The sequence below is a fragment of the Streptomyces sp. NPDC042364 genome (assembly GCF_056437585.1).
Map to the genome: position 1 here is coordinate 668,167 of NZ_JBWKAJ010000002.1, position 23,209 is coordinate 691,375.

The following is a 23,209-nucleotide window of genomic DNA, read 5'->3' on the forward strand; positions in this document are numbered from 1 at the left end:
AGATGGCCATGCCGCTCCGCCAGTCCATCAAGGTGGCGACGTATCTCGCTGAACAGAAGCTCCGCAAGCGCGCCAAGTTTCCGCTGATCGTCGAGTTGGAACCGCTCTACGCCTGCAATCTGAAGTGCGAGGGCTGCGGCAAGATCCAGCACCCGGCCGGGGTGCTCAAGCAGCGCATGCCGGTCGCGCAGGCCGTGGGCGCGGTCCTCGAATCGGGTGCGCCGATGGTGTCCATCGCCGGTGGCGAACCGCTGATGCATCCGCACATCGACGAGATCGTGCGGCAGTTGGTGGCCCGCCGGAAGTACGTCTTCCTGTGCACCAACGCGCTGCTGCTGCGCAAGAAGATGGACCTGTTCAAGCCCTCGCCCTATTTCGCGTTCGCCGTGCACATCGACGGGCTGCGGGAGCGGCACGACGAGTCGGTGGCCAAGGAGGGCGTGTTCGACGAGGCCGTCGCCGCCATCAAGGAGGCCAAGCGGCGGGGCTTCCGGGTGACCACCAACTCGACCTTCTTCAACACCGACACCCCGCAGACCATCATCGAGGTCCTCAACTTCCTCAATGACGACCTGAAGGTCGACGAGATGATGATCTCGCCCGCCTACGCCTATGAGAAGGCGCCCGACCAGGAGCACTTCCTCGGTGTGGAGCAGACCCGCGAACTGTTCAGGAAGGCCTTCGCGGGCGGCAACCGGCGCCGCTGGCGCCTGAACCACTCGCCCCTCTTCCTCGACTTCCTGGAGGGCAGGGTCGACTTCCCGTGCACCGCCTGGGCGATCCCCAACTACTCGCTCTTCGGCTGGCAGAGGCCCTGCTACCTGATGAGCGACGGCTACGTCCCGACGTACCGGGAGCTGATCGAGGACACCGACTGGGACGCGTACGGCCGCGGCAAGGACCCGCGGTGCGCCAACTGCATGGCGCACTGCGGCTACGAGCCCACCGCCGTCCTCGCCACCATGGGATCGCTGAAGGAGTCGCTGCGCGCCCTGCGCGAGACGGTCTCCGGGAACCAGGGGTGATGTCATGACCGCCGTGTCCCTCGGCGTTCCCGAGGTGCCCGTCCGGCCGGTCGCCGAGCGCCGCCCGTCGCGGCGGATCGAGGTCGGGCCGGTGGCCGTGGGCGGCGGGGCCCCGGTGTCCGTGCAGTCGATGACGACGACCCGTACGTCGGACATCGGCGCCACCCTGCAGCAGATCGCCGAACTCACGGCGTCCGGCTGCCAGATCGTGCGGGTCGCCTGCCCCACCCAGGACGACGCGGACGCCCTCGCCACCATCGCCCGCAAGTCGCAGATCCCGGTGATCGCGGACATCCACTTCCAGCCGAAGTACGTCTTCGCCGCGATCGAGGCCGGGTGCGCGGCCGTAAGGGTCAACCCCGGCAACATCAAGCAGTTCGACGACAAGGTGAAGGAGATCGCGCGGGCGGCGAAGGAGCACGGGACGCCGATCCGTATCGGGGTCAACGCCGGGTCGCTCGATCGGCGGCTGCTCGAGAAGTACGGCAGGGCGACGCCCGAGGCGCTGGTGGAGTCCGCCCTGTGGGAGGCGTCGCTCTTCGAGGAGCACGACTTCCGGGACATCAAGATCTCCGTCAAGCACAGCGACCCGGTCGTGATGATCGAGGCGTACCGGCAGCTCGCCGCCCGCTGCGACTACCCGCTGCACCTCGGTGTCACGGAGGCGGGCCCCGCGTTCCAGGGCACGATCAAGTCGGCCGTGGCCTTCGGCGCGCTCCTCTCCGAGGGCATCGGCGACACGATCCGCGTCTCGCTGAGCGCGCCGCCGGCCGAGGAGGTCAAGGTCGGCATCCAGATCCTGGAGTCGCTCAACCTGCGGCAGCGGCGGCTGGAGATCGTGTCCTGCCCGTCGTGCGGACGGGCGCAGGTCGACGTCTACCGGCTGGCGGACGAGGTGACCGCCGGACTGGAGGGCATGGAGGTGCCGTTGCGCGTCGCGGTCATGGGCTGCGTCGTCAACGGGCCGGGCGAGGCACGGGAGGCGGACCTGGGGGTCGCCTCCGGCAACGGCAAGGGGCAGATCTTCGTGAAGGGCGAGGTCATCAGGACAGTGCCCGAGTCGAAGATCGTGGAGACCCTCATCGACGAGGCGATGAAGATCGCCGAGCAGATGGAGAAGGACGGCGTCGCGTCGGGGGAACCGGCGGTCACCGTGAGTTGACGACACGGGCTGAAGAGCACGGATCGAGAGGGGGCCCGACGTGACGATTCTGGAGAACATCCGGCAGCCGCGCGATGTGAAGGCGCTGACCGAGGAGGAGCTCGGCGCACTGGCCGAGGAGGTCCGGGAGTTCCTGGTGCACGCGGTCGCCAGGACCGGCGGTCACCTGGGGCCCAACCTGGGGGTGGTGGAGCTGACCATCGCGCTCCACCGGGTCTTCGAGTCACCCGTCGACCGCATCCTGTGGGACACCGGTCACCAGAGCTACGTCCACAAGCTGCTGACCGGACGACAGGACTTCTCCAAGCTGCGCGGCAAGGGCGGCCTGTCCGGCTACCCCTCGCGCGAGGAGTCCGAGCACGACGTCGTCGAGAACAGCCACGCCTCCACCGCCCTGGGCTGGGCCGACGGCCTCGCCAAGGCCCGCCGGGTGCTGGGGGAGCGGGGCCATGTCGTCGCCGTCATCGGTGACGGGGCGCTGACCGGCGGGATGGCCTGGGAGGCGCTCAACAACATCGCGGCAGCCAAGGACCGGCCGCTGATCATCGTCGTGAACGACAACGAGCGCTCCTATTCGCCGACCATCGGCGGCCTCGCGAACCACCTCGCCGCCCTGCGGACCACCGACGGCTATGAGCGGTTCCTCGCCTGGGGCAAGGACGTCCTGCTGCGTACCCCCGTCGTCGGCCACCAGCTCTACGAGGCGCTGCACGGGGCGAAGAAGGGCTTCAAGGACGCGTTCGCGCCGCAGGGCATGTTCGAGGACCTGGGTCTGAAGTACGTGGGGCCGATCGACGGGCACGACGTCAAGGCGGTCGAGTCGGCGCTGCGCCGCGCCAAGCGCTTCCACGGGCCCGTCCTCGTGCACTGCCTGACCCAGAAGGGCAGGGGGTACGAGCCCGCCCGTGCCGACGAGGAGGACCATTTCCACACGGTCGGTGTGATGGACCCGCTCACCTGCGAGCCGCTCGGTCCCTCCGGCGGTCCGTCCTGGACCTCCGTCTTCGGTGACGAGATCGTCCGGATCGCCGACGAGCGGGAGGACGTCGTCGCGATCACCGCGGCGATGCTGCACCCGGTGGGCCTCGGCAGGTTCGCGGAGAAGTTCCCCGACCGGGTCTGGGACGTCGGGATCGCCGAGCAGCACGCGACGGTCTCGGCGGCCGGCCTCGCCACCGGCGGACTCCACCCGGTCGTCGCCGTCTACGCCACCTTCCTCAACCGGGCCTTCGACCAACTGCTGATGGACGTGGCGCTGCACCGGTGCGGGGTGACCTTCGTCCTGGACCGGGCCGGGGTCACGGGCGTCGACGGTCCCTCGCACAACGGCATGTGGGACATGTCCGTCCTCCAGGTCGTCCCCGGGCTGCGGATCGCCGCACCGCGCGACGCCGAACAGCTGCGCACGCAGCTGCGGGAGGCGGTCGCCGTGGACGACGCGCCCACTCTGATCCGGTTCCCGAAGGAGTCGGTGGGGCCCGAGGTCCCGGCCCTGGAACGGGTCGGCGGCATGGACGTCCTGCACCGCTCCCCGGCCTCCGCGGACCCCGAGGTGCTGCTGGTCTCGGTCGGCGTCATGGCCCAGGTGTGCCTCCAAGCCGCCGAGCTGCTGGAGGCGCGCGGCATCGGCTGTACCGTCGTCGACCCCCGCTGGGTCAAGCCGGTCGATCCGGCGCTGCCGTGGCTCGCCGACGAACACCGGCTGGTGGCGGTCGTGGAGGACAACAGCCGGGCGGCGGGGGTCGGTTCGGCCGTCGCCCTGGCCCTGGGGGACGCCGCCGTGGACGTACCCGTACGGCGGTTCGGCATCCCCGAGCAGTTCCTCGCGCACGCCAAGCGGGGCGAGGTGCTGGCCGACATCGGGCTGACCCCCGTCGACATCGCCGGGCGGATCAGCGCGTCCCTGGCGGGGAAGGCCGCGTTCGAGAAGGGGGCGCTCACGAAGGGGGTTTCCGTCGAGGGGGGCGTCGCGAAGGGCACGTCCGTCGAGGGGGCCGTCGCGAAGGGCACGTCCGTCGTGTCGGCCGTCCAAGAGGGTGCGTCCGTCCGGGAGCGGCCGAGGAAGGAGGCCTCCCGGGGGGCGTCGTCGACGGGCGCGTCGTCGCAGGGGGATTCGACCGAGGCCGAAGCCGTCAAGGAGACACCGCAATGACCACCGCGAAACCCGCCGCCGGGAACGGGGAGTTCGACCTCGGCAGACTGCTCGCCGAGCGCGGCGCCGAGCGCTACGAACTCCACGCCCGGCACCTGAACCACCAACTCCCCCGCATGCTGCACACCATCGGCTTCGACAAGGTGTACGAGCGGGCCGAGGGCGCGTACTTCTGGGACGCCGACGGGCAGGACTACCTGGACATGCTCGCCGGATTCGGGGTGATGGGCCTCGGCCGCCACCACCCCGTCGTCCGCAGGGCGCTGCACGATGTCCTCGACGCGCAGCTCGCCGACCTCACCCGCTTCGACTGCCAGCCCCTGCCCGGACTGCTCGCCGAACGGCTGCTCGCCCACAGCCCGCACCTGGACCGGGTGTTCTTCGGCAACAGCGGTACGGAGGCCGTCGAGACCGCGCTGAAGTTCGCCCGGTACGCCACCGGCCGGCCCCGCGTCCTCTACTGTGACCACGCCTTCCACGGGCTCACCACCGGCTCGCTCTCCGTGAACGGCGAGAACGGCTTCCGGGACGGCTTCGCCCCGCTGCTGCCCGACACCGCCGTACCGCTCGGTGATCTCGGCGCACTGGAGAGGGAGCTGAGGAAGGGCGACGTCGCCGCCCTGATCGTGGAGCCCATCCAGGGCAAGGGGGTGCACGAGGCGCCGCCCGGCTATCTGCGCGCCGCCCAGGAACTCCTGCACGGGCACAAGGCGCTGCTCATCGCGGACGAGGTGCAGACCGGGCTCGGGCGGACCGGGGACTTCTACGCCTACCAGCACGAGGAGGGCGTCGAGCCGGACCTGGTGTGCGTCGCCAAGGCGCTCTCCGGCGGGTACGTACCGGTGGGCGCGACCCTTGGCAAGGAGTGGATCTTCAAGAAGGTCTACTCGTCGATGGACCGCGTCCTCGTCCACTCGGCGAGCTTCGGCTCCAACGCCCAGGCCATGGCCGCCGGGCTCGCCGTCCTGTCGGTGATGGAGAACGAGGAGATCGTGGCGAACGCCCGTGCCACGGGAGAGCTGTTCAAGAGCCGGCTCGCGGCGCTGGTCGACAAGTACGAGCTGCTGGGGGACGTGCGCGGCCGGGGCCTGATGATCGGCATCGAGTTCGGCAGACCCCGGTCGCTGAAGCTGCGCGGCCGGTGGACGATGCTCCAGGCGGCGCGCAAGGGGCTCTTCGCGCAGATGGTCGTCGTGCCGCTGCTGCAACGGCACCGCATCCTCACCCAGGTCTCCGGCGACCAGCTGGAGGTGATCAAGCTGATCCCGCCGCTGATCATCGGGGAGCGGGAGGTCAACCGGTTCGTCGAGGCCTTCACCGAGGTCATGGACGACGCGCACAGCGGCGGCGGGCTGATGTGGGACTTCGGCAAGACCCTGGTGAAGCAGGCGGTGGCCAACAGGTAGGGGCGCACCCGGCCGAGCGGGCCTTGCCTCTGAGGCAAGAAACTTGCCCCAGAGGCAAGGCTGCGGCTGAATGGAGGGCATGAGCCCTGCCGAGGGTACCGACCCTCCCGAGCCCGCGGACGCGGACCTGCCCGCCGTGGCCCCGCAGCTGCGTGCCCTGCGCCGACGGGCCTCCCTCACGCTGGAGGCTGCGGCCCGGGCCGCCGGGCTTTCGCCCGCACACCTGTCCCGGCTGGAGACCGGCCGGCGCCAGCCCTCGCTGCCGATGCTGCTCGCGCTGGCCCGTATCTACGGTACGACCGTCTCCGAACTGCTCGGCGAGACCGTCGCCGACCGGAACGCCGTCCTGCGGGCCGGCGACATGGAGCCGACCAGGGCCGGCGGCTGGACGTACTGGCAGGCGGGTGCCCCGGGACGCGGGATGCAGGCGCTGCGCGTCCATGTGCCGTACGGCTCGCAGGGCGACATCGTGCGGGTGCATCCCGGCGAGGAGTGGCTGTACGTCCTCAAGGGACGGCTTCGGCTGCGCCTCGGGGACACCGCGCACCTGCTCGCGCCGGGGGACGGCGCCCACTTCGACTCGCTGACCCCGCACCGTATCGCCGCCGCCGATCACGACGGCGCCGACCTGCTGTTCGTCCACACCCTGCTGCAGAGCCCGACCGCCGCGCTGTGCCTCGGGCCGACCACCCCGGAGACGTCCCATGAGTGACCTGGAAGAGAAGTTCCCCCGCGCCCTGTGGGTGCGGCTGATCATCTACATCGCCGTCGGCCACCTCTTCGCGGCCTTCATCTATCTGCTGTTCGAGGTGGGCGCCAAGCAGTGACCGAGGTGGGCGCTGTGCGCTGACCGAGACGGGCGCCGTGCGGTGACTAGTCGAGCAGTCGCTCGCGCAGCCGCTCGCGGTTCTCGGGACTCAGCTTCAGGCCCTGCGACAGATAGGTGTCCACGTCGCCCCAGGTCTCCTCGACCGTCTCGAAGGCCGCCTGGAGGTACTCGGCGCGGGCGTCGAACAGCGGGCTCAGCAGCTCCATGATCTCGGGGGAGTAGGCGTTCGGGGAGGTGCTGCTGCGGCGCACCTTGTAGCGGCGGTGCTTGGCGTTCGACTCCAGGTAGTCGGCCACGATGGCCTCCTGCTCCACGCCGACGGCGAGGAGCGTCACCGCTATGGAGAGGCCCGCGCGGTCCTTGCCCGCCGCGCAGTGCATCAGCGCGGGCACGCTGTCCTCCGCCAGCGCGTGCAGCACCCGGGAGTGCTCGGCCGTGCGCTGCTTGATGATCGTGCGGTAGGAGGCGATCATCCGGCCGGCCGCCTTGCCGTCGTCGAGCAGCGCGCGCAGTTGGTCCAGCTCGCCGTCGCGGACCATCTTCCAGAACTCGGCTCCGTCCGCCGGGTCGGACAGCGGCAGGTTCACGTTCCGCACGCCGGGCAGTTCGACGTCCGGGCCCTCCAGCCTCTGGTCGGCCGCATTGCGGAAGTCGAAGATCGTGTGCAGACCGAGGGAGTTCAGGAACGCGGCGTCCTCATCGGTGGCGTGCGCGAGATGCCCGCTGCGGAACAGCACTCCCTGACGCACCCGGCGACCGTCCACGGTCGGCAGGCCACCCACATCCCGGAAATTGCGCACCCCGGTCAGCTCGGGCTCGGTCGACGGGATCTGCTGCGTCACGGGGGCTCCTCCCATCCGGGCCGTCGGCGCCGATCGTCGACGGGCACGCGCTCGGCATCGAGGCGTCCCTCGACGATACGACATGGGTGCCGTCGCGATCAGTTGTCCACAGGCGCTCGCGGCGGGGCCGGCGGCGGTTGTCCACAGGCGGCGAGGCGCTCCCGCGGCGACCTGCGATGATGTTGAAGCACGATCGCACCTGTTCGAATATGTGAGGCCTTGATGTTGGACATCGCCACGGACGGCCGGACCTGGCTTCTCACGGGCCCGCGGAGCAGCTACGCCCTGCGGCTCACCGAGAACGACGAGCTGCTGCACCTGCACTGGGGTCCGAGGATCACCCTCCCCGACGCCGAGGAGCTGGCCGCCCGCCAGGAGTTGCCCTACTGGCCTTTCGAGGCCCCCGTCGACGGCCACGAGGAGTACCCCGTCGAAGGCGGCCCGCGCTTCGCCCGCCCCGCCCTCTCGGTCCGCACCGAGGCGCGGCGCGGCACCGAGTGGACGTTCCAGGAGTACGAGGCGGACGGTGACGAGTTGCGCCTGCGCTTCGTCGACGACGGACTGCGGATCACGCTCCACTACCGGATGCGCGACGACGTCGTGGAGCGCTGGGTGACCCTCGCCAACGAGGGGGCGGCCGTGGAGCTGCTGCGGGCCGACTCGGCGACCTGGACGCTGCCCCGCCGCGAGGAGGGCTGGCGCCTGTCCCAGCTGCACGGCCGGTGGGCGGCCGAGTCCCGGTTGGCGCGTGGCGAACTCACCTACGGGGAGAAGGTCATCGGCAGCCGCCGAGGGCACACCGGACACCAGCACCTGCCCTGGGTCGCCCTCGACACCGACGCCACCGAGGACCACGGCGAGGTCTACGGCTGCGCCCTCGGCTGGTCGGGCTCCTGGCGGATCGCCGTGGCCCAGCTGCCGGACGCACGGGTGCAGATCACCGGCGGCGCCGGGTACGACGAGTCGGGGCTGTTGCGGCTGGAGGCGGGGGAGACGTTCACCACGCCCGTTTTCGCGGGACTGTGGTCCGACGGCGGCCACGGCGGGGCGAGCCGGGCCTGGCACGCCTACCAGCGGGCGTATGTCATCCCGGACGCGGACCGGGACCGACCGGTGCTGTTCAACTCCTGGGAGGCCACCGAGTTCGACATCTCGGAGGAGCAGCAGGGGGCGCTGGCGGAGCGGGCGGCGGCCATCGGGGTCGAGCTGTTCGTGGTCGACGACGGCTGGTTCGGGGCGCGCACCAGTGACCGGGCCGGACTCGGCGACTGGACGCCCAACCCGGACCGCTTCCCCCAGGGGCTGAAGCCGCTCGCCGACCGGGTGCACGCCCTCGGGATGCAGTTCGGCATCTGGGTCGAGCCCGAGATGGTCAACCCGGACAGCGAGCTGTACCGGGCGCACCCCGACTGGGCGCAGTACCAACCGGGACGAAAGCGGACGGAACTGCGCAATCAGCTGGTGCTGAACCTCGCGCGGCCGGACGTCCAGGATTATCTGTGGGAGAAGCTGGACGCCCTGCTCTCCAGCGCCCCGATCGACTATGTGAAGTGGGACTTCAACCGCTGCTTCACGGACGCCGGCTGGCCCGGTGAGCCGTACCCGCAGAAGCTGTGGGTCGAGCACGTGCACGCGTTCTACGCCCTGCTGGACCGGCTGCGGGCCGCGCACCCGGGTGTCGCCTTCGAGTCGTGCTCGGGCGGGGGCGGCCGGATCGATCTCGGCGTCATGTCGCGGACCGACCAGGTGTGGACCTCCGACAACACCGACCCCCTGGACCGGCTCGCCATCCAGCACGGATTCAGTCACATCCATCCGGCGCGGGTCATGGCCGCGTGGGTCACCGACAGCCCCAACAACCAGCTCAACGGCCGGGTCAGCTCCCTGCGGTTCCGCTTCGTCAGTGCCATGGCGGGCGTGCTCGGCGTCGGCGGCGACCTCACCAAGTGGAGCGAGGCGGAACTGGCCGAGGCGCGGGAGTGGGTGCAGCTCTACAAGGAGATCAAGCCCGTCGTGCAGCGCGGCGACCAGTACCGGCTGCGCCCGCCGAGCGGAGGGCTGAGCGCCGTGCAGTACGTCCACGGCGACGAGGTGGTCGTCCTCGCCTGCCTCCAGGCCCAGCACTACGGCGAGCCGCTCCCGCCGCTCCGGCTGCGCGGCCTTGACCCCGCGAAAACCTACGAATGCCGTGAAACGGGCGAAGTGCACCGAGGGGCGGTGCTGTTGCACCACGGCCTGCGGACCGGGCTGCGCGGTGACTTCGATGCGACGGTTATCCGCCTGCGTCGCACTTGAGCGATCTGTCCGAAATGGAGCCGTTAATCCAACTGGCCCTGGAATAAAGACTACTGAGGCGTAGGCGCGTGAGCAGCGTCATACTCGTGACGGACTGTCGTCGTCATGCTCACGTAATTCAGGAGCTTTTCCAGGGCCTTTGGAAATGCCTATACGGCACACCTTTACGGAGCGTAATCGGGATTCGGTGTAAGGATCACGTAGGAAGACGCGCGGGAAATCCAGATAGTTGTCTCTGTGGGGACAAGTCGCTTACGTTCAGCCTCGATCCGGACGGACGCCCAATCCTGCCGCCGACCGGAGCCGCATACCGACCCGATCCACGGCAGGAGCGGGGGACCCACAGGCAGTACCGCCTGTTCCGGTCTCCGGAACGGCTAGGGGTAAAGCCGGGCGCAAGCCCGGCCGGGCATCTCCAGTCCGCACCCGACAGCTCACCTCGCAGGCGCCGGAGAGGAATTCGCCATGCCCGCGAAGGGTAAGCATCGCCGTCCCAAGTCCCAGCGTTTCACCCGCTCGATCGCTGCCGCCGGAACCGGTGGCGCCGCGCTCGCGCTGCCCCTGATGGGAGCCGCCGGCGCTCACGCCGCGACCCCCACGGCCGCCGTCTCCGGAGCTTCCGAGAAGACGGCCACGGCCACCCCCGGGAAGGCCGTCACCGAGCAGATCGCCGCGAAGAAGAAGGCGGCCAGGACCTACACCGTGAAGGCCGGCGACTACCTCGCGAAGATCGCGGACGAGCAGGATGTCCGGGGCGGCTGGAAGCGGCTCTACTCGGACAACCGTTCAGTGATCGGCTCCGACCCCTCGCTCATCCACCCGGGACTGAAGCTCGTCGTCGGCGGCAAGCCGGCGTCGGGCGGGCTGTCCCAGTCGTCGACGAAGACCCAGTCGTCGCAGTCCTCCAAGCCCGCCCAGGCGTCGAAGCCCTCCGGGTCCGCGGCGAAGGCGACGACCGGTGCGTCCGCCGGTCAGGTGGCCGAGTCCAGCAGCTCCGGCTACACCCTGCCCATCCAGGGCGCCACCATCAGCACGGCGTACAAGACCGCCGGCAGCATGTGGTCCAGCGGCTACCACACCGGTGTCGACTTCGTGGCCCCGACCGGCACGAGCCTCAAGGCCGTGGGCGCCGGCACCGTCGTCTCCGCCGGCTGGGGCGGTGCGTACGGCAACCAGGTCGTCATCAAGCTCGCCGACGGCTACTACGCCCAGTACGCCCACCTGTCCTCGATCGGTGTCTCCGCGGGGCAGTCCGTGAGCGGCGGTCAGCAGATCGGCCTGTCGGGTGCCACCGGCAATGTCACCGGCCCGCACCTGCACTTCGAGATCCGTACGACCCCCGACTACGGCTCGGACATCGACCCGCTGGCCTATCTGCGGTCGAAGGGCGTCACCGTCTGACGCGCCGCTCCCGGCCCACCTGATGTCATCGAAGGCCGGACCCCGATCCCGGGGTCCGGCCCTCGCCATGCCCCTGCGAGAAGGAGGGGCCACCGCCGTCGCGGCGGCGGTCACGGCGGCGGCGGGGGAGCCTCACGACCACGCGTAGGGCTTTCGATCGGGTGATCGCCGGGGACGACTTCCGGCGGCTCCGGCGGTGGCAAGGGGAGTTGGGGCGCGGTGGGACGGTGAGTGCCGCGCGGGGGCGCTGGAGGCCGACGACCGGGTGTCCGGCCTGAACAACTCCCGACGACCCGGAATCCCTTCCGGATCCAGGAATTCCGGGTGTGGCGGCTGTTCTGACCCGGCGTATTCCCGGGTTGATCGAATCTTGAAGCGTGGTCTATCTCACCGCCCGTCAACCCCTTATTACGGTCGCGTAGGTCACATCCCAAGGTGAATCATGGGCCGATGTGGCAGACGATTCGAAGAACAGCAGATCAGTGATCGGGTCGTACGTGGCGGTGGGGGACAGCTTCACCGAGGGCGTCGGCGATCCCGGCCCCGACGGGGCGTTCGTCGGTTGGGCGGACCGGTTCGCGGTACTTCTCGCGGACCGGGTGCCCGAGGGCGACTTCAGATACACCAATCTCGCGGTGCGGGGGAAGCTCCTCGACCAGATCATCGAGGACCAGGTGCCGAGGGCGCTCGAACTCGCGCCGGATCTCCTTTCCTTCTGCGCGGGCGGGAACGACATCATCCGGCCCGGCACGGACCCGGACGAGGTCGCGGAGCGGTTCGAGCGGGCTGTGGCGCGGCTCACCTCGGCGATCGGCACGGTGATGGTGACCACCGGGTTCGACACACGTGACGTGCCGGTGCTCAGGCATCTGCGCGGGAAGATCGCGACGTACAACGGGCATGTGCGCGCGATCGCCGACCGGTACGGGTGTCCGGTGCTCGACCTGTGGTCGCTCAGGACCGTGCAGGACCGGCGTGCCTGGGACGACGACCGGTTGCACCTGTCGCCCGAGGGGCACACGCGGGTCGCTCTGCGGGCCGGGCAGGTGCTGGGGGTGGAGGTGCCGGCGGATCCCGAGCAGCCGTGGCCGCCGCTGCCGCCGCGGGGGACGTTCGAGGTGCGCCGGGACAACATCCAATGGGCGCGGGAGTATCTCGTGCCGTGGATCGGGCGGCGGTTGCGCGGGGAGTCGTCCGGGGACCACGTGTCGGCGAAGGGGGCACTGTCGCCCGACGACATCAGGATGCGGATCGAATCCGTGGCCTGACGGTGCTGGAAGGCGCCCGACGCCCGCGGCGCGCTGCGGACGGGGCCGTGCCGGTGCGTCAGTCCGTGGGCCAAGGGGTGTCCCGTGATCCCCGGCGGATCAGCGCGCGGCACCGGGGCGCGGGCCCCGCTCCACCGGAGTGATTGCCGGGGTGCCCCCGTCCCCCGTGGCCGTACCCACCTGACCGGGGCGCGCAGGGAACCTGCCTCCCGGGCCAGGATCACGCACAGGAGCGGGCCGCGGCTCCCAGGGCCGAGTGCGCCGGGGGCCTGGGGCCCCTCCCGGTAGGGACGGGTTCTCCGGGCCGCTGTGTCCGACGGGCTCGGCACACCGGCACGAGCCCCTTCCGCGCACGGACGGTTGACGGGCCGCCGTTGTCAGTTCGTCGGCGGCCGGCCCAGGTTCAGCTCGTGGGCCAGGGTCTCGTCCGCCCATTGCCGGGCCTTCGCGCGGGAGACCGCTCCGTCGTAGGACGTCAGTTGTACGGCCAGGCCGTCCAGGAGAGCGGTGAGGCGGAGGGCCGACGCCCGGGGGTCGGGGCAGTGGAACTCGCCGGCGGCCACGCCCTCCTGGATGAGACCGGTGAGCGCGGCCTTCCACCGGAGGTCGAGGTCCCGCGTCACCTCGCGCAGGGCGGGGTCGCGGAGGGAGACCGCCCAGCCCTCGATCCACAGACGCCAGCCCTTGGCCTGGCCGGTGGGGGCGTACCAGCGGACGGCCGCCCGGAGGCGGCGCAGAGCCGTCGTGCGGCGCGCCAGCAGCCCACGGAGACGGGTGAGGTCGTCCTCGGCGGCGTACCGGAAGGCCTCGGCGACCAGCTTCTCCTTGGTCGAGAAGTGGTAGAGCACCAAGGCGTTGCTCACACCGAGGGAGGCGGCCACGTCGGCGATCCGTACCGCCGCCACGCCCCGCGCCTCGATCTGTTCGATGGCAGCCCGCAGCAGTTCCTCGCGCCGCTCGGCCACACTCAACCTGACCCTGCCCACACGGCAACCCTACCTACGGGTCAGATCGGGCGGTGCCGTCCAAAGCGCGCCTCTATGACGGGGAGGCGGTCGGCGGCGATGGCGTGGGCGGCCGCCCGGGGTGTCGTGCCGTCGCTCTCGGCGCGGGACAGCATCAGGTCCACCAGGGCCCGCATGGAGCGGCGGGTGTGGTCGAAGGCGCTCCGGGCCTCCGGCGCGATGTCACCGAACAGGGTCCACCACCACCAGGCGTTGGTGCCGGAGTTGACCACCACGTCGGGGAGGACCGTCACCCCTCGGCCGGTGAGCAGGGCCTCGGCCTCGGGGAGGACGGGCATGTTGGCCGCCTCGACGATCAGGCGGGCGGTGATCCGCGCCTGGTTGGCCGGGTCGATCGCGTAGGAGACGGCGGCGGGGACCAGGACGTCGGCGTCGGCGGCCAGCCAGGCGTCCGGGCCGGTCTCCCGGTCCTCCGGGCGGAGCGCGGAGCGGTCGACCGTGCCGTGGGCGTCCCGGGCGGCCAGCAGCGCCTCGACGTCCAGGCCGGCGGGGTTCGAGACGGTGCCCTTGATGTCGGCCACGGCGACGATCGTGAGGCCCGCGCGGGCCAGGAAGCGGGCGGTGGCGCCGCCCATGGTGCCCAGGCCCTGCACGGCGACCCTCGTTCCCGCGTACGGTGTGCCGGCCCGGTCCAGGGCCGTCAGGACGGACTCGGCGACACCGCAGCCGCCCACCAGCTCGTCGAGTCCGATGCCGTCGACCTCGACCGTGAAGGCGTCCGCCAGCCGCTGCCGGGCGGCCCGCTCGTCGTCGAGGAGGGGGTAGACGGCCTGGACGGTCGAGACGAGGCCCGCCTCCGCGGCCGCCCGGTCCACCAGGTCCTGGGTGAGCCCGAGGTCCTCGCCGGTGGTCCAGAAGGCCTCGATGTACGGGCGGGTCGCGCGCAGGTAGCGCACCAGGACGCCGTACGCCTCCGGGTCCCGGGGGTCGCAGTCGATACCGCCCTTGGCGCCGCCGAGCGGGACGTAGCGGCCCTCGGGGTCGTAGTGCAGCGCTTCCTTCATGGTCATGCCGCGGGCCAGGCCGGCGACCTCGCCGAGCGTGCAGCCCGGCCGCATCCGCAGACCGCCGCTGGCCACCCCGCGCACCAGCCGGTCCACCACGAGGAAGCCGCACCGGCCCGTGACGTCGTCGGTCCAGGTGAGGGAGAGGTACGGGGTGGACATACGGGGCTCCTGAGGGGCGGCCGGGGGAAGTGGCGGTGGCGGGCGGGAACGGATGGAGGGCGGAGCGGGTTGTAGAAGCAGGCCCCGGTCGGCGGTACCCGCGGGGAACAGACGGCTCTACTGAACCGTTGGTCAGTATGTCACCGTGCCCCGCGGATCGGGCGCGGTGCTGTCAGAGGGGCGGACCATAATGGAATGCCTCAGCGAATCCACCAGGAGGTGCCGTGTCCGGTCCCCGTTCGCAGAGCTCGGGGCTGCGCGTCCAGCCAGCCGCCTTCGGTGCGGTTCCGACCGGCGCCAGGCTGGAGCGGATCCGCAGGTCCCCGCATTTCGCGAACGGCGCGTTCGTGAACCCGGAGGGCGCCCGTATCGGCCCCTCGCGCGGGGTCGCGCTGGAGATGGCCAAGGGGTACTTCCGCAAGGACGAGCGTGTCCGCCGCGCCCCCGCCGGTCTGATCCCCGTGCACTCCACGACCCTCGCCGACCTGGCCAGGCCCCCGGCGAGCGGCCTGCGCATCACATGGATGGGCCACTCCGGCGTGCTCGCCGAGATCGACGGGCACCGCGTGCTCTTCGACCCCGTCTGGGGTGAGCGCTGCTCCCCGTTCGCCTTCGCCGGGCCCAAGCGGCTGCATCCCGTGCCGCTGCCCCTGGCCGCGCTCGGCCCGGTCGACGTCGTCGTCATCTCGCACGACCACTACGACCACCTCGACATGCCCACGATCAAGGCGCTGGCCGGCACGGACACGGTCTTCGCGGTCCCCCTCGGCGTCGGCGCCCACCTGGAGCACTGGGGTGTCTCCGAGGGCCGCATCCGCGAGCTGGACTGGAACGAGGCGACGAAGGTCGGCGGCCTCACCCTGACCGCCACCCCCGCCCGGCACTTCTGCGGCCGCGGTCTGCGCAACGCCCAGCAGACGCTGTGGGCGTCCTGGGTCGTCGCCGGTGACGAGCACCGGATCTACCACAGCGGCGACACCGGCTACTTCCACGGCTTCAAGGACATCGGCGGCGAGCACGGCCCGTTCGACCTCACCATGATCCAGATCGGCGCGTACAGCGAGTTCTGGCCCGACATCCACATGACGCCCGAGGAAGGGCTGCAGACGCATCTCGACCTCCAGAGCGGCGAGCCCAGCGGTGTGCTGTTGCCCATCCACTGGGCGACGTTCAACCTGGCGATGCACTCCTGGGCGGAGCCCGGCGAGCGCTCGATGTGGGCCGCGCGCAAGGCCGGGGTGACCCTGGCCACGCCCCGGCCGGGTGAGCCCTTCGAGCCGCGGAGCACACCGCCGGCGGATCCGTGGTGGCGATCCGTCGCCCGGCGCCCGGTCGGCGGCTGGCCGGCGTGGCCGCCGGTGGGAGAACGGCTCGACCTGGTCGCGGAAGGCTGAGCCCCGGGAAAGGGGGCGACCGACATCGTCAACGCCCCGGAATTCTCCCGGCAGGGTGATTTTTCGATGGACGGCGAAGGCCGGGGAGTGCATTTCTCCCCGGCCTTCGCCGTATTTTGACGACCTGTTGTGAACAGCTTTGATCGAAATGTTGTCGCACAGGGAATGCGGGAGGAACATCCGTCCGAAGAATGGTCGGACTGCCGTGCGAAGCCCCATACCAGAGCCCCACGCTTTACGGGGGTATTTGTCAACTGCGCACCGCACATGACGCGTTGGCGACTACTGTGAGTTGCCGCCGGGCGACGCAGGGCCGAATTCCTCGACTCTCCCGACCGACACGCGATGGCGCATGCCCAAGTCGCCCAGACGCGGCACCCCCCACACCCTGACGGACCAGTACGAGGACGCTGATGTCTCACCTTCGCGCACCGGCCGCACGCGCAGACCGCCGTGAGGGCGGGCGGCACGGGCGATCGGCGGCACCGGCCGGCAGATCGGCCACCCGTCCCGTCCCCGCGTTGCCCGAGATCCACATACGGCCACAGTTGCTGCGTCTCGCGGTCCTGCCCCCCACCGCGGTGGCCCTCAGCGCCTGTGCCGCCGTGCTCTTCACCGTCCGCGCGGGGGAGCACCGCCCCGGCCCCACCCTCTGGGCGGTCCTCACCGGCGCCGTCGCGGTGGCCCTGGCCGCCGTCGTGATCGCCGCCGTGGCCGCCGGCCGCACCGCCGGATCCGTGGGCGAACGGCTCGGCGCCCTGCGCGAGTCCAGCGCCAGAGGGGAGGACGACCTGCGGGCGCTCGTCGAGGCGCTCCGGCGCGGAGAGCAGCCGCCCGCGCGTGGCCCGCGCCCCACGACCGGCCCGGACGCCGACGACTTCGGACTCCTCGCCGACGAACTGGCCCGCGCCCAGGACAGCGCCGTCACCGCCGTGGTCCAGGCCTCCCAGCTCTCCAGCCACGCCGGCAGCGAGCAGAAGCTGGAGGTCTTCGTCAACCTCGCCCGGCGACTGCAGTCGCTGGTCCAGCGCGAGATCTCCATCCTCGACGACCTGGAGAACGAGATCGAGGACCCTGACCTGCTCAAGGGCCTCTTCCACGTCGACCACCTCGCCACCCGCATCCGCCGCCACGCCGAGAACCTCGCCGTCCTCGGCGGCGCCGTCTCCCGCCGCCAGTGGAGCAACCCCGTCCCGATGACCGAGGTGCTGCGCTCCGCGATCGCCGAGGTCGAGCAGTACTCACGGATCAAGCTGGTGCCCCCGGTCGAGGGCACCCTGCGCGGCCACGCCGTCGCCGACGTCATCCACCTGCTGGCCGAACTCGTCGAGAACGCCACGGTGTTCTCCGCCCCCCACACCCAGGTCCTGCTCCGCGCCAACCTCGTCACCTCCGGACTCGCCGTCGAGGTGGAGGACCGAGGCCTCGGCATGCCCGTCACCGAACAGCACAAGATGAACGCCCTGCTCGCCGACCCCGACCAGGTGAACGTCGCGAGCCTGCTCCAGGACGGCCGCATCGGTCTCTTCGTCGTCTCCCAGCTCGCCCGCCGCCACGGCATCCAGGTCCGGCTCCAGAGCAACATCTACGGCGGCGTCCAGGCCGCCTTCGTCGTCCCCCAGGGCCTGCTCGGCACCGACCAGGCCGCAGGCGGAGACGTACCGCGGCCCCAGTCCCCGGGCCGTCAGCCCACCGGCGCACGCCAACCGGTCATCGGCCCCCGCCACGCACAGTCCCCCTCCGGGCCCGGGACGGCCGCGTCCGGACCGCCGGACGGCTCCGCCGCCCGGCAGTTCCCGGTCACCCCGTCCGGACGGCCGACGCAGGCCGGGCGTCCCGAGCCCGGACCCGCCGCCCCGAGTTCCGCCCGTCCCTCCGTGCCCCGACAGCAGGGACCGGGCAGGGGCACACACCAGGGCCTCCACGCGGGCCCGGGTGGCGGCGGACAGAGGCCGGGCCGCGGTCAGGGCGCAGGCCAGGGCGGCGGAGTCACCCCGCTGCCCGTGCGCGGCGCGCGCGAGGACCGGCCCAACCCGTCCGAGGCCGTGCCCGGAATCCGCCCCGAGGACCGGCGGAACGTGGCCGACAACACCGCGGCACCCCCGACCCCGCGCGTCCCCGGCACGGTCCGCGGCACCATGGGCAAGCCCCAGCTGCCCCGGCGCCGGGCACAGCAGCACATCGTGCCTCAGCTGCGGGACGGCCCCGTGCCCACGTCCCGTCAGGACCCGGAGCACCACGTCGGCCACGACCCCGGCCTGATGGCCGCCTTCCAGCGCGGCATCGGCCTCGCCGAGGCCCGTCAGCGGGACGGCTCCGACTGGGACGCGGCCATGCTGGGCACGGCCGCCCTGGACCTGACGCCCCCGCAGACCGCGACCCGCGGCGAGCCCGAACGCCGGTACCCGGACCGCGGGGACACGACGTCAGGCCTCGGCACGGCCCCCACGGACGCCCTTCGCATGGAGCCGGCGCCCACGGACGCCCTTCGCATGGAGCCGGCGCCCATGGACGTGCCGCACCGGGACGCGACCCAGCCCCTGAGCGGCCCCGTCGGGGGTGCCGCCCCCACAGCCGCACCGCCGTCGGCCCTCGACGCGGCACACGACCTGACAACCCGGAAGGACGGGAGCACGCCGGCCGGATGAACACCCCCCTGCACACCCCCACCGCGGTTCCCACCCCTTCCGCTCCAGCTGACCTTCGGACCCCAAGGAGTCGATCCACCATGGCGAGCGATGCGCCGAACGGCCATGTATCCGACCTCGACTGGCTGATGAGCGGTCTCGTGCAGCGCGTGCCGCACACCACGAGCGCGGTGCTGCTGTCCTGCGACGGGCTCGTGAAGTCGGTCCACGGCCTCGACCCGGACAGCGCAGACCACATGGCGGCCCTGGCCTCGGGTCTGTACTCCCTCGGACGCAGCGCGGGCGTCCGCTTCGGCGACGGCGGCGAGGTACGCCAGGTCGTCGTCGAACTCGACTCGGCCCTGCTGTTCGTCTCCACCGCGGGCTCCGGCACCTGCCTCGCCGTGCTCGCCGGACGCGAGGCCGACGCGGCGGTCCTCGGCTACGAGATGGCGATGCTGGTCAAGAGCGTCCGCCCGTATCTGGTCACCCGGCCCCGCCAGGCCGTCGAACCCTCGGCGATGAGGCCTTGAACAGGGCCGCGTCCGGCGACGGGCCCCTGTACGACGACGCCGCCGGGCGTCTCGTGCGGCCCTACACCGTCATCAACGGCCGGACCCGGCCGACCACCGCGCTCGATCTCCTCTCACAGGTGATGGCCACCGGGGCGACCCCCCTCGGCTATCTCGGCCCCGAACACGCACAGGCACTCGACCTGTGCCGGGCACCCGTCCCGGTCGCCGAGGTCGCCGCCCACCTCAAGCTGCCGGCGGCGGTCACCAAGGTGCTGCTGTCCGACCTGGTCGACTGCGGGGCTCTCACCACGAAGCCCCCGGCCTTCCACCACAACCCGACAGACCGGTCTCTTCTGGAGGCAGTGCTCGATGGACTACGACGACAGCTCTGACCCCTTCCCCACCGCACTCAAGATCCTGGTGGCGGGAGGGTTCGGGGTAGGCAAGACGACCTTCGTCGGCGCGGTGAGCGAGATCGCGCCACTGAGCACGGAGGAACTGCTCACCACGGTGAGCGCGGCCACCGACAGCCTCGAGGGCATCGAGAACAAGGTCGAGACGACCGTGGCCATGGACTTCGGCCGCATCACGCTCGATCCGCGGCATGTGCTCTATCTGTTCGGCACCCCCGGACAGCAGCGCTTCTGGTTCATGTGGGACGAACTCTCCGAGGGCGCCCTCGGAGCCGTCATCCTCGCCGACACCCGGCGCCTGGAGGACTGTTTCGCCGCCGTGGACTTCTTCGAGCAGCGCGGCCTCGGATTCATCATCGCCGTCAACGAGTTCGACGGGTCCTACCGCTACCATCCCGAGGAAGTGCGCGCGGCGCTCGACCTCGACCCGGAGATCCCGGTCGTCTGCTGCGACGCCCGGATCTCCAGCTCGGGCGTGCAGACCCTGCTCACCCTGGTGCGGCACCTCCTCGCCCACACCCCGGCCGACCTTCCGAGCCGTGGGGCCCACACGTGACGTACGACCCGCCCCGCCCCGTCGGCCGGCTGCTGCTCACCCCCGAGGACCGGGACGCCCCCGAGCGAGTACGGCGGCTGCGGCTGCTGCGGGTCGGCGAGCACCCGGAACCCGCGTTCGACGCCTTCGCGGACCGGCTCGCCGAGGTCGCCTCGGTGCCGTACGCGATGGTCACCTTCGTCGACGAGAACCGCCAGTTCTTCGCGGGCCTGCACGCCCCGTCCGGGCCCACGGGTGACGCGCCCGCGCTCGGGGCGGTCCGCGAGCTGGCCCGCGATCACGGCTTCTGTCCCCACGTGGTGGTCCGGCGCAAGGCGCTCGTCCTCGAAGACGTCGGCGACTACCCGAGATTCGCCGGCAATCCGATCGTCGACGACCACGGCATCCGCTCCTACCTCGGCGCCCCGCTCATCGACCGCACGGGCCTCGCCCTCGGCACGGTCTGCGTCCTCGACGTGCACCCCCGGCCCTGGGGCAGGGGCGGCCTGGAGACGATCAAGGCGATGGCGGCGGAGCTGGCGGCGCGGATCGGGGCGCGGGAGGCGTTCCCCTGAGGAGCCCTTCGCCCGACTCCTGCAAACGGGACGGCGGTTCATGGCCGATCCGGGGTCCGGCCCCTCGGCCCCGGCGGGGTGTGAAGGAAAGCTGCGGCGGAGGTTAAGAAAACCTCGATGGACCACGGGTGCCGCCGTACGGCAGATTGCTCGGTGATCCCACCCCTCTCCCCGGCACGGGCGTGTTCGCCATGCCCTGCCGCGGGACCGCACCCACAGGAGCCGTGGCGTTGAAGGCGCTGGTCAAGGAGAAGGCGGAGCCCGGGCTCTGGCTCGTGGACGTACCGGAGCCGGAGATCGGCCCCGGCGACGTACTGATCAAGGTGCTGCGGACCGGTATCTGCGGTACCGACCTGCACATCCGGTCCTGGGACGGCTGGGCCCGGCAGACCATCCGCACCCCCCTCGTGGTCGGTCACGAGTTCGTGGGGGAGGTCGTCGAGACCGGCCGTGACGTCATGGACATCAAGCCCGGCGACCGGGTCAGCGGCGAGGGCCACCTGGTGTGCGGCAAGTGCCGCAACTGTCTCGCCGGGCGGCGTCATCTGTGCCGTGCCACCGTCGGCCTGGGCGTGGGGCGCGACGGCGCGTTCGCCGAGTACGTGGCGCTGCCCGCGTCCAACGTCTGGGTGCACCGCGTCCCCGTGGACCTGGATGTCGCGGCGATCTTCGACCCGTTCGGCAACGCCGTGCACACCGCGCTGTCCTTCCCGCTCGTCGGGGAGGACGTCCTCATCACCGGGGCGGGCCCCATCGGTCTCATGGCCGCCGCCGTCGCCCGGCACGCCGGCGCCCGGCATGTCGTGGTCACCGACGTCAGCGAGGACAGGCTGGAACTGGCCCGCAAGATCGGTGTCAGCCTGGCGATCGACGTCTCCGGGTCGAGCATCGCCGAGGGGCAGCGGCAACTCGGGCTGCGCGAGGGCTTCGACATCGGCCTGGAGATGTCGGGCAACCCCGCCGCGATGCGCGACATGATCGCCAACATGACGCACGGCGGCCGGATCGCCATGCTCGGACTGCCGTCCGAGGAGTTCGCCGTCGACTGGGCCCGGATCGTCACCTCCATGATCACCATCAAGGGCATCTACGGCCGCGAGATGTTCGAGACCTGGTACGCCATGTCGGTGCTCCTGGAGGGCGGTCTCGACCTCGCCCCGGTGATCACCGGCCGCTACGGCTACCGCGACCACGAGGCGGCGTTCGCGGACGCGGCGAGCGGGCGCGGCGGCAAGGTCATCCTCGACTGGACCGCGTGAGCCACCGGACCGCGAGCGACCGGCGCCGACCGGACCGCGTAAGTCATCCGTATCTCCGGGCCCGTACCGCCGGGTCCGTACCCCTGGGAGCCTTCCGATGTTCGACTCCGTGCGCGACGACCTCCGCACCACCCTCGACGAGATCCGCGCCGCCGGACTGCACAAGCCCGAGCGGGTCATCGGCACCCCGCAGTCCGCGACGGTGAACGTCACCGCGGGCGGCCGCCCCGGTGAGGTGCTCAACTTCTGCGCCAACAACTACCTCGGTCTCGCCGACCACCCCGAGGTCGTCGCCGCCGCCCACGCGGCCCTCGACCGCTGGGGCTACGGCATGGCCTCCGTCCGCTTCATCTGCGGTACGCAGGAGGTGCACAAGGAGCTGGAGGCACGGCTGTCGGCGTTCCTCGGCCAGGAGGACACCATCCTGTACTCCTCCTGCTTCGACGCCAACGGCGGTGTCTTCGAGACCCTGCTCGGCGCGGAGGACGCGGTGATCTCCGACGCCCTCAACCACGCCTCCATCATCGACGGCATCCGCCTGTCCAAGGCTCGCCGCTTCCGCTATGCCAACCGTGATCTCGCCGACCTGGAAAGGCAGTTGAAGGAGGCCACCGAGGGCGGCGCACGGCGGAAGCTGATCGTCACCGACGGCGTCTTCTCCATGGACGGCTATGTGGCCCCGCTCCGCGAGATCTGCGACCTCGCCGACCGCCACGACGCCATGGTCATGGTCGACGACTCCCACGCCGTCGGCTTCACCGGCCCCGGCGGCCGCGGCACCCCCGAACTGCACGGCGTCATGGACCGCGTGGACATCATCACCGGCACCCTCGGCAAGGCGCTCGGCGGCGCCTCCGGCGGATATGTCGCCGCCCGCGCCGAGATCGTCGCCCTGCTGCGCCAGCGCTCCCGCCCGTACCTCTTCTCGAACACGCTTGCCCCGGTGATCGCCGCGGCCTCCCTGAAGGTCCTCGACCTCCTCGAGTCGGCCGACGACCTGCGGGTCCGGCTCGCCGGGAACACCGCGCTGTTCCGCCGCCGGATGACCGAGGAGGGGTTCGACATCCTCCCCGGCGACCACCCCATCGCGCCCGTGATGATCGGGGACGCGGCGAAGGCGGGCCGGCTGGCCGAGCTGCTCCTGGAGCGCGGCGTCTACGTGATCGGCTTCTCCTACCCGGTCGTCCCGCAGGGCCAGGCCCGCATCCGCGTGCAGCTGTCCGCCGCGCACTCGACGGACGACGTGAACCGGGCGGTGGACGCGTTCGTCGCCGCCCGGGCCGAACTGGAGGGCTGAGCGGGAGGGCCGAGCGGACCGGT

At 71.3% G+C, this 23,209-nt stretch carries 19 protein-coding genes, 1 pseudogene and 1 riboswitch; of the genes and pseudogenes, 17 read left to right on the forward strand and 3 right to left on the reverse strand.

Annotated elements, in window-relative coordinates; genetic code table 11:
- The first annotated feature begins 2 nt into the window (after positions 1–2).
- From hpnH to AC067N_RS06235, 6 genes and pseudogenes are all read left to right on the forward strand, one after another.
- On the forward strand, positions 3–1,025 hold the full coding sequence (gene hpnH / locus AC067N_RS06210) for an adenosyl-hopene transferase HpnH (protein ID WP_478677689.1): 1,023 nt from the start codon (positions 3–5) through the stop codon (positions 1,023–1,025).
- A 4-nt stretch (positions 1,026–1,029) separates the two neighbouring features.
- Positions 1,030–2,187: a flavodoxin-dependent (E)-4-hydroxy-3-methylbut-2-enyl-diphosphate synthase gene (gene ispG, locus AC067N_RS06215; RefSeq protein WP_478677690.1), complete on the forward strand. Its 1,158-nt coding sequence runs from the start codon at positions 1,030–1,032 to the stop codon at positions 2,185–2,187.
- 40 nt (positions 2,188–2,227) lie between these two features.
- Positions 2,228–4,108, forward strand: a pseudogene (gene dxs, locus AC067N_RS06220) (1-deoxy-D-xylulose-5-phosphate synthase); the annotation flags it as partial.
- A gap of 227 nt (positions 4,109–4,335) precedes the next feature.
- The gene (locus AC067N_RS06225) at positions 4,336–5,745 is read left to right on the forward strand and encodes an aspartate aminotransferase family protein (protein WP_478677691.1); all 1,410 of its coding nucleotides are present in this window, start codon (positions 4,336–4,338) and stop codon (positions 5,743–5,745) included.
- Between the two features lie 79 nt (positions 5,746–5,824).
- Positions 5,825–6,457 carry a helix-turn-helix domain-containing protein gene (locus AC067N_RS06230; protein WP_478677692.1) on the forward strand — a complete coding sequence of 211 codons (633 nt, stop codon included), beginning with the start codon at positions 5,825–5,827 and terminating at the stop codon, positions 6,455–6,457.
- Positions 6,450–6,572, forward strand: a complete 123-nt coding sequence (locus AC067N_RS06235; RefSeq protein WP_468095086.1) for a DUF6126 family protein — start codon at positions 6,450–6,452, stop codon at positions 6,570–6,572. The genes AC067N_RS06230 and AC067N_RS06235 overlap by 8 nt, the downstream gene beginning before the upstream one ends.
- Positions 6,573–6,618: 46 nt before the next feature.
- Here AC067N_RS06235 and AC067N_RS06240 read toward each other — a convergent pair whose 3' ends face one another.
- Positions 6,619–7,416, reverse strand: a complete 798-nt coding sequence (locus AC067N_RS06240) for a tyrosine-protein phosphatase (RefSeq protein WP_478677693.1) — start codon at positions 7,414–7,416, stop codon at positions 6,619–6,621.
- 222 nt (positions 7,417–7,638) lie between these two features.
- Between AC067N_RS06240 and AC067N_RS06245 the strand changes: the two genes are divergently transcribed.
- The 3 genes from AC067N_RS06245 to AC067N_RS06255 all read left to right on the forward strand — a co-directional run bounded on the left by AC067N_RS06245 (position 7,639) and on the right by AC067N_RS06255 (position 12,380).
- The gene (locus AC067N_RS06245) at positions 7,639–9,711 is read left to right on the forward strand and encodes an alpha-galactosidase (RefSeq protein ID WP_478677694.1); all 2,073 of its coding nucleotides are present in this window, start codon (positions 7,639–7,641) and stop codon (positions 9,709–9,711) included.
- Between the two features lie 302 nt (positions 9,712–10,013).
- Positions 10,014–10,172: riboswitch (cyclic di-AMP (ydaO/yuaA leader) on the forward strand.
- 4 nt (positions 10,173–10,176) lie between these two features.
- Entirely contained in the window at positions 10,177–11,112 is a 936-nt protein-coding gene (locus AC067N_RS06250) for a M23 family metallopeptidase (RefSeq protein ID WP_478677695.1), read from the forward strand.
- A 482-nt stretch (positions 11,113–11,594) separates the two neighbouring features.
- Positions 11,595–12,380, forward strand: a complete 786-nt coding sequence (locus AC067N_RS06255; protein ID WP_478677771.1) for an SGNH/GDSL hydrolase family protein — start codon at positions 11,595–11,597, stop codon at positions 12,378–12,380.
- Positions 12,381–12,757: 377 nt separating this feature from the next.
- Here AC067N_RS06255 and AC067N_RS06260 read toward each other — a convergent pair whose 3' ends face one another.
- Together AC067N_RS06260 and AC067N_RS06265 are read right to left on the reverse strand one after the other, a co-directional pair.
- Positions 12,758–13,366 carry a TetR/AcrR family transcriptional regulator gene (locus AC067N_RS06260; RefSeq protein WP_478677696.1) on the reverse strand — a complete coding sequence of 203 codons (609 nt, stop codon included), beginning with the start codon at positions 13,364–13,366 and terminating at the stop codon, positions 12,758–12,760.
- A 20-nt stretch (positions 13,367–13,386) separates the two neighbouring features.
- Entirely contained in the window at positions 13,387–14,571 is a 1,185-nt protein-coding gene (locus AC067N_RS06265) for a glutamate dehydrogenase (RefSeq protein WP_478677697.1), read from the reverse strand.
- Between the two features lie 224 nt (positions 14,572–14,795).
- On the opposite strand from AC067N_RS06265, the gene AC067N_RS06270 reads away from it, so the two are divergent.
- The 8 genes from AC067N_RS06270 to AC067N_RS06305 all read left to right on the forward strand — a co-directional run bounded on the left by AC067N_RS06270 (position 14,796) and on the right by AC067N_RS06305 (position 23,186).
- Positions 14,796–15,965 (forward strand): MBL fold metallo-hydrolase, encoded by a 1,170-nt coding sequence (locus AC067N_RS06270; protein WP_478677698.1) that lies wholly within the window; start codon positions 14,796–14,798, stop codon positions 15,963–15,965.
- 413 nt (positions 15,966–16,378) lie between these two features.
- Positions 16,379–18,613 carry a sensor histidine kinase gene (locus AC067N_RS06275; protein ID WP_478677699.1) on the forward strand — a complete coding sequence of 745 codons (2,235 nt, stop codon included), beginning with the start codon at positions 16,379–16,381 and terminating at the stop codon, positions 18,611–18,613.
- Between the two features lie 80 nt (positions 18,614–18,693).
- Positions 18,694–19,125 (forward strand): roadblock/LC7 domain-containing protein, encoded by a 432-nt coding sequence (locus tag AC067N_RS06280; RefSeq protein ID WP_478677700.1) that lies wholly within the window; start codon positions 18,694–18,696, stop codon positions 19,123–19,125.
- Positions 19,122–19,499, forward strand: a complete 378-nt coding sequence (locus AC067N_RS06285) for a DUF742 domain-containing protein (RefSeq protein WP_478677701.1) — start codon at positions 19,122–19,124, stop codon at positions 19,497–19,499. Before AC067N_RS06280 ends, AC067N_RS06285 begins: the two co-directional genes overlap by 4 nt.
- Positions 19,477–20,076, forward strand: coding sequence for a GTP-binding protein (locus AC067N_RS06290; protein ID WP_478677702.1), 600 nt, complete (start codon positions 19,477–19,479; stop codon positions 20,074–20,076). Before AC067N_RS06285 ends, AC067N_RS06290 begins: the two co-directional genes overlap by 23 nt.
- Positions 20,073–20,630: a GAF domain-containing protein gene (locus AC067N_RS06295; RefSeq protein WP_478677703.1), complete on the forward strand. Its 558-nt coding sequence runs from the start codon at positions 20,073–20,075 to the stop codon at positions 20,628–20,630. The genes AC067N_RS06290 and AC067N_RS06295 overlap by 4 nt, the downstream gene beginning before the upstream one ends.
- Positions 20,631–20,860: 230 nt before the next feature.
- Entirely contained in the window at positions 20,861–21,889 is a 1,029-nt protein-coding gene (gene tdh / locus AC067N_RS06300; RefSeq protein WP_478677772.1) for an L-threonine 3-dehydrogenase, read from the forward strand.
- Positions 21,890–21,986: 97 nt separating this feature from the next.
- Entirely contained in the window at positions 21,987–23,186 is a 1,200-nt protein-coding gene (locus tag AC067N_RS06305) for a glycine C-acetyltransferase (RefSeq protein WP_478677704.1), read from the forward strand.
- The last annotated feature ends 23 nt before the right edge of the window (positions 23,187–23,209 follow it).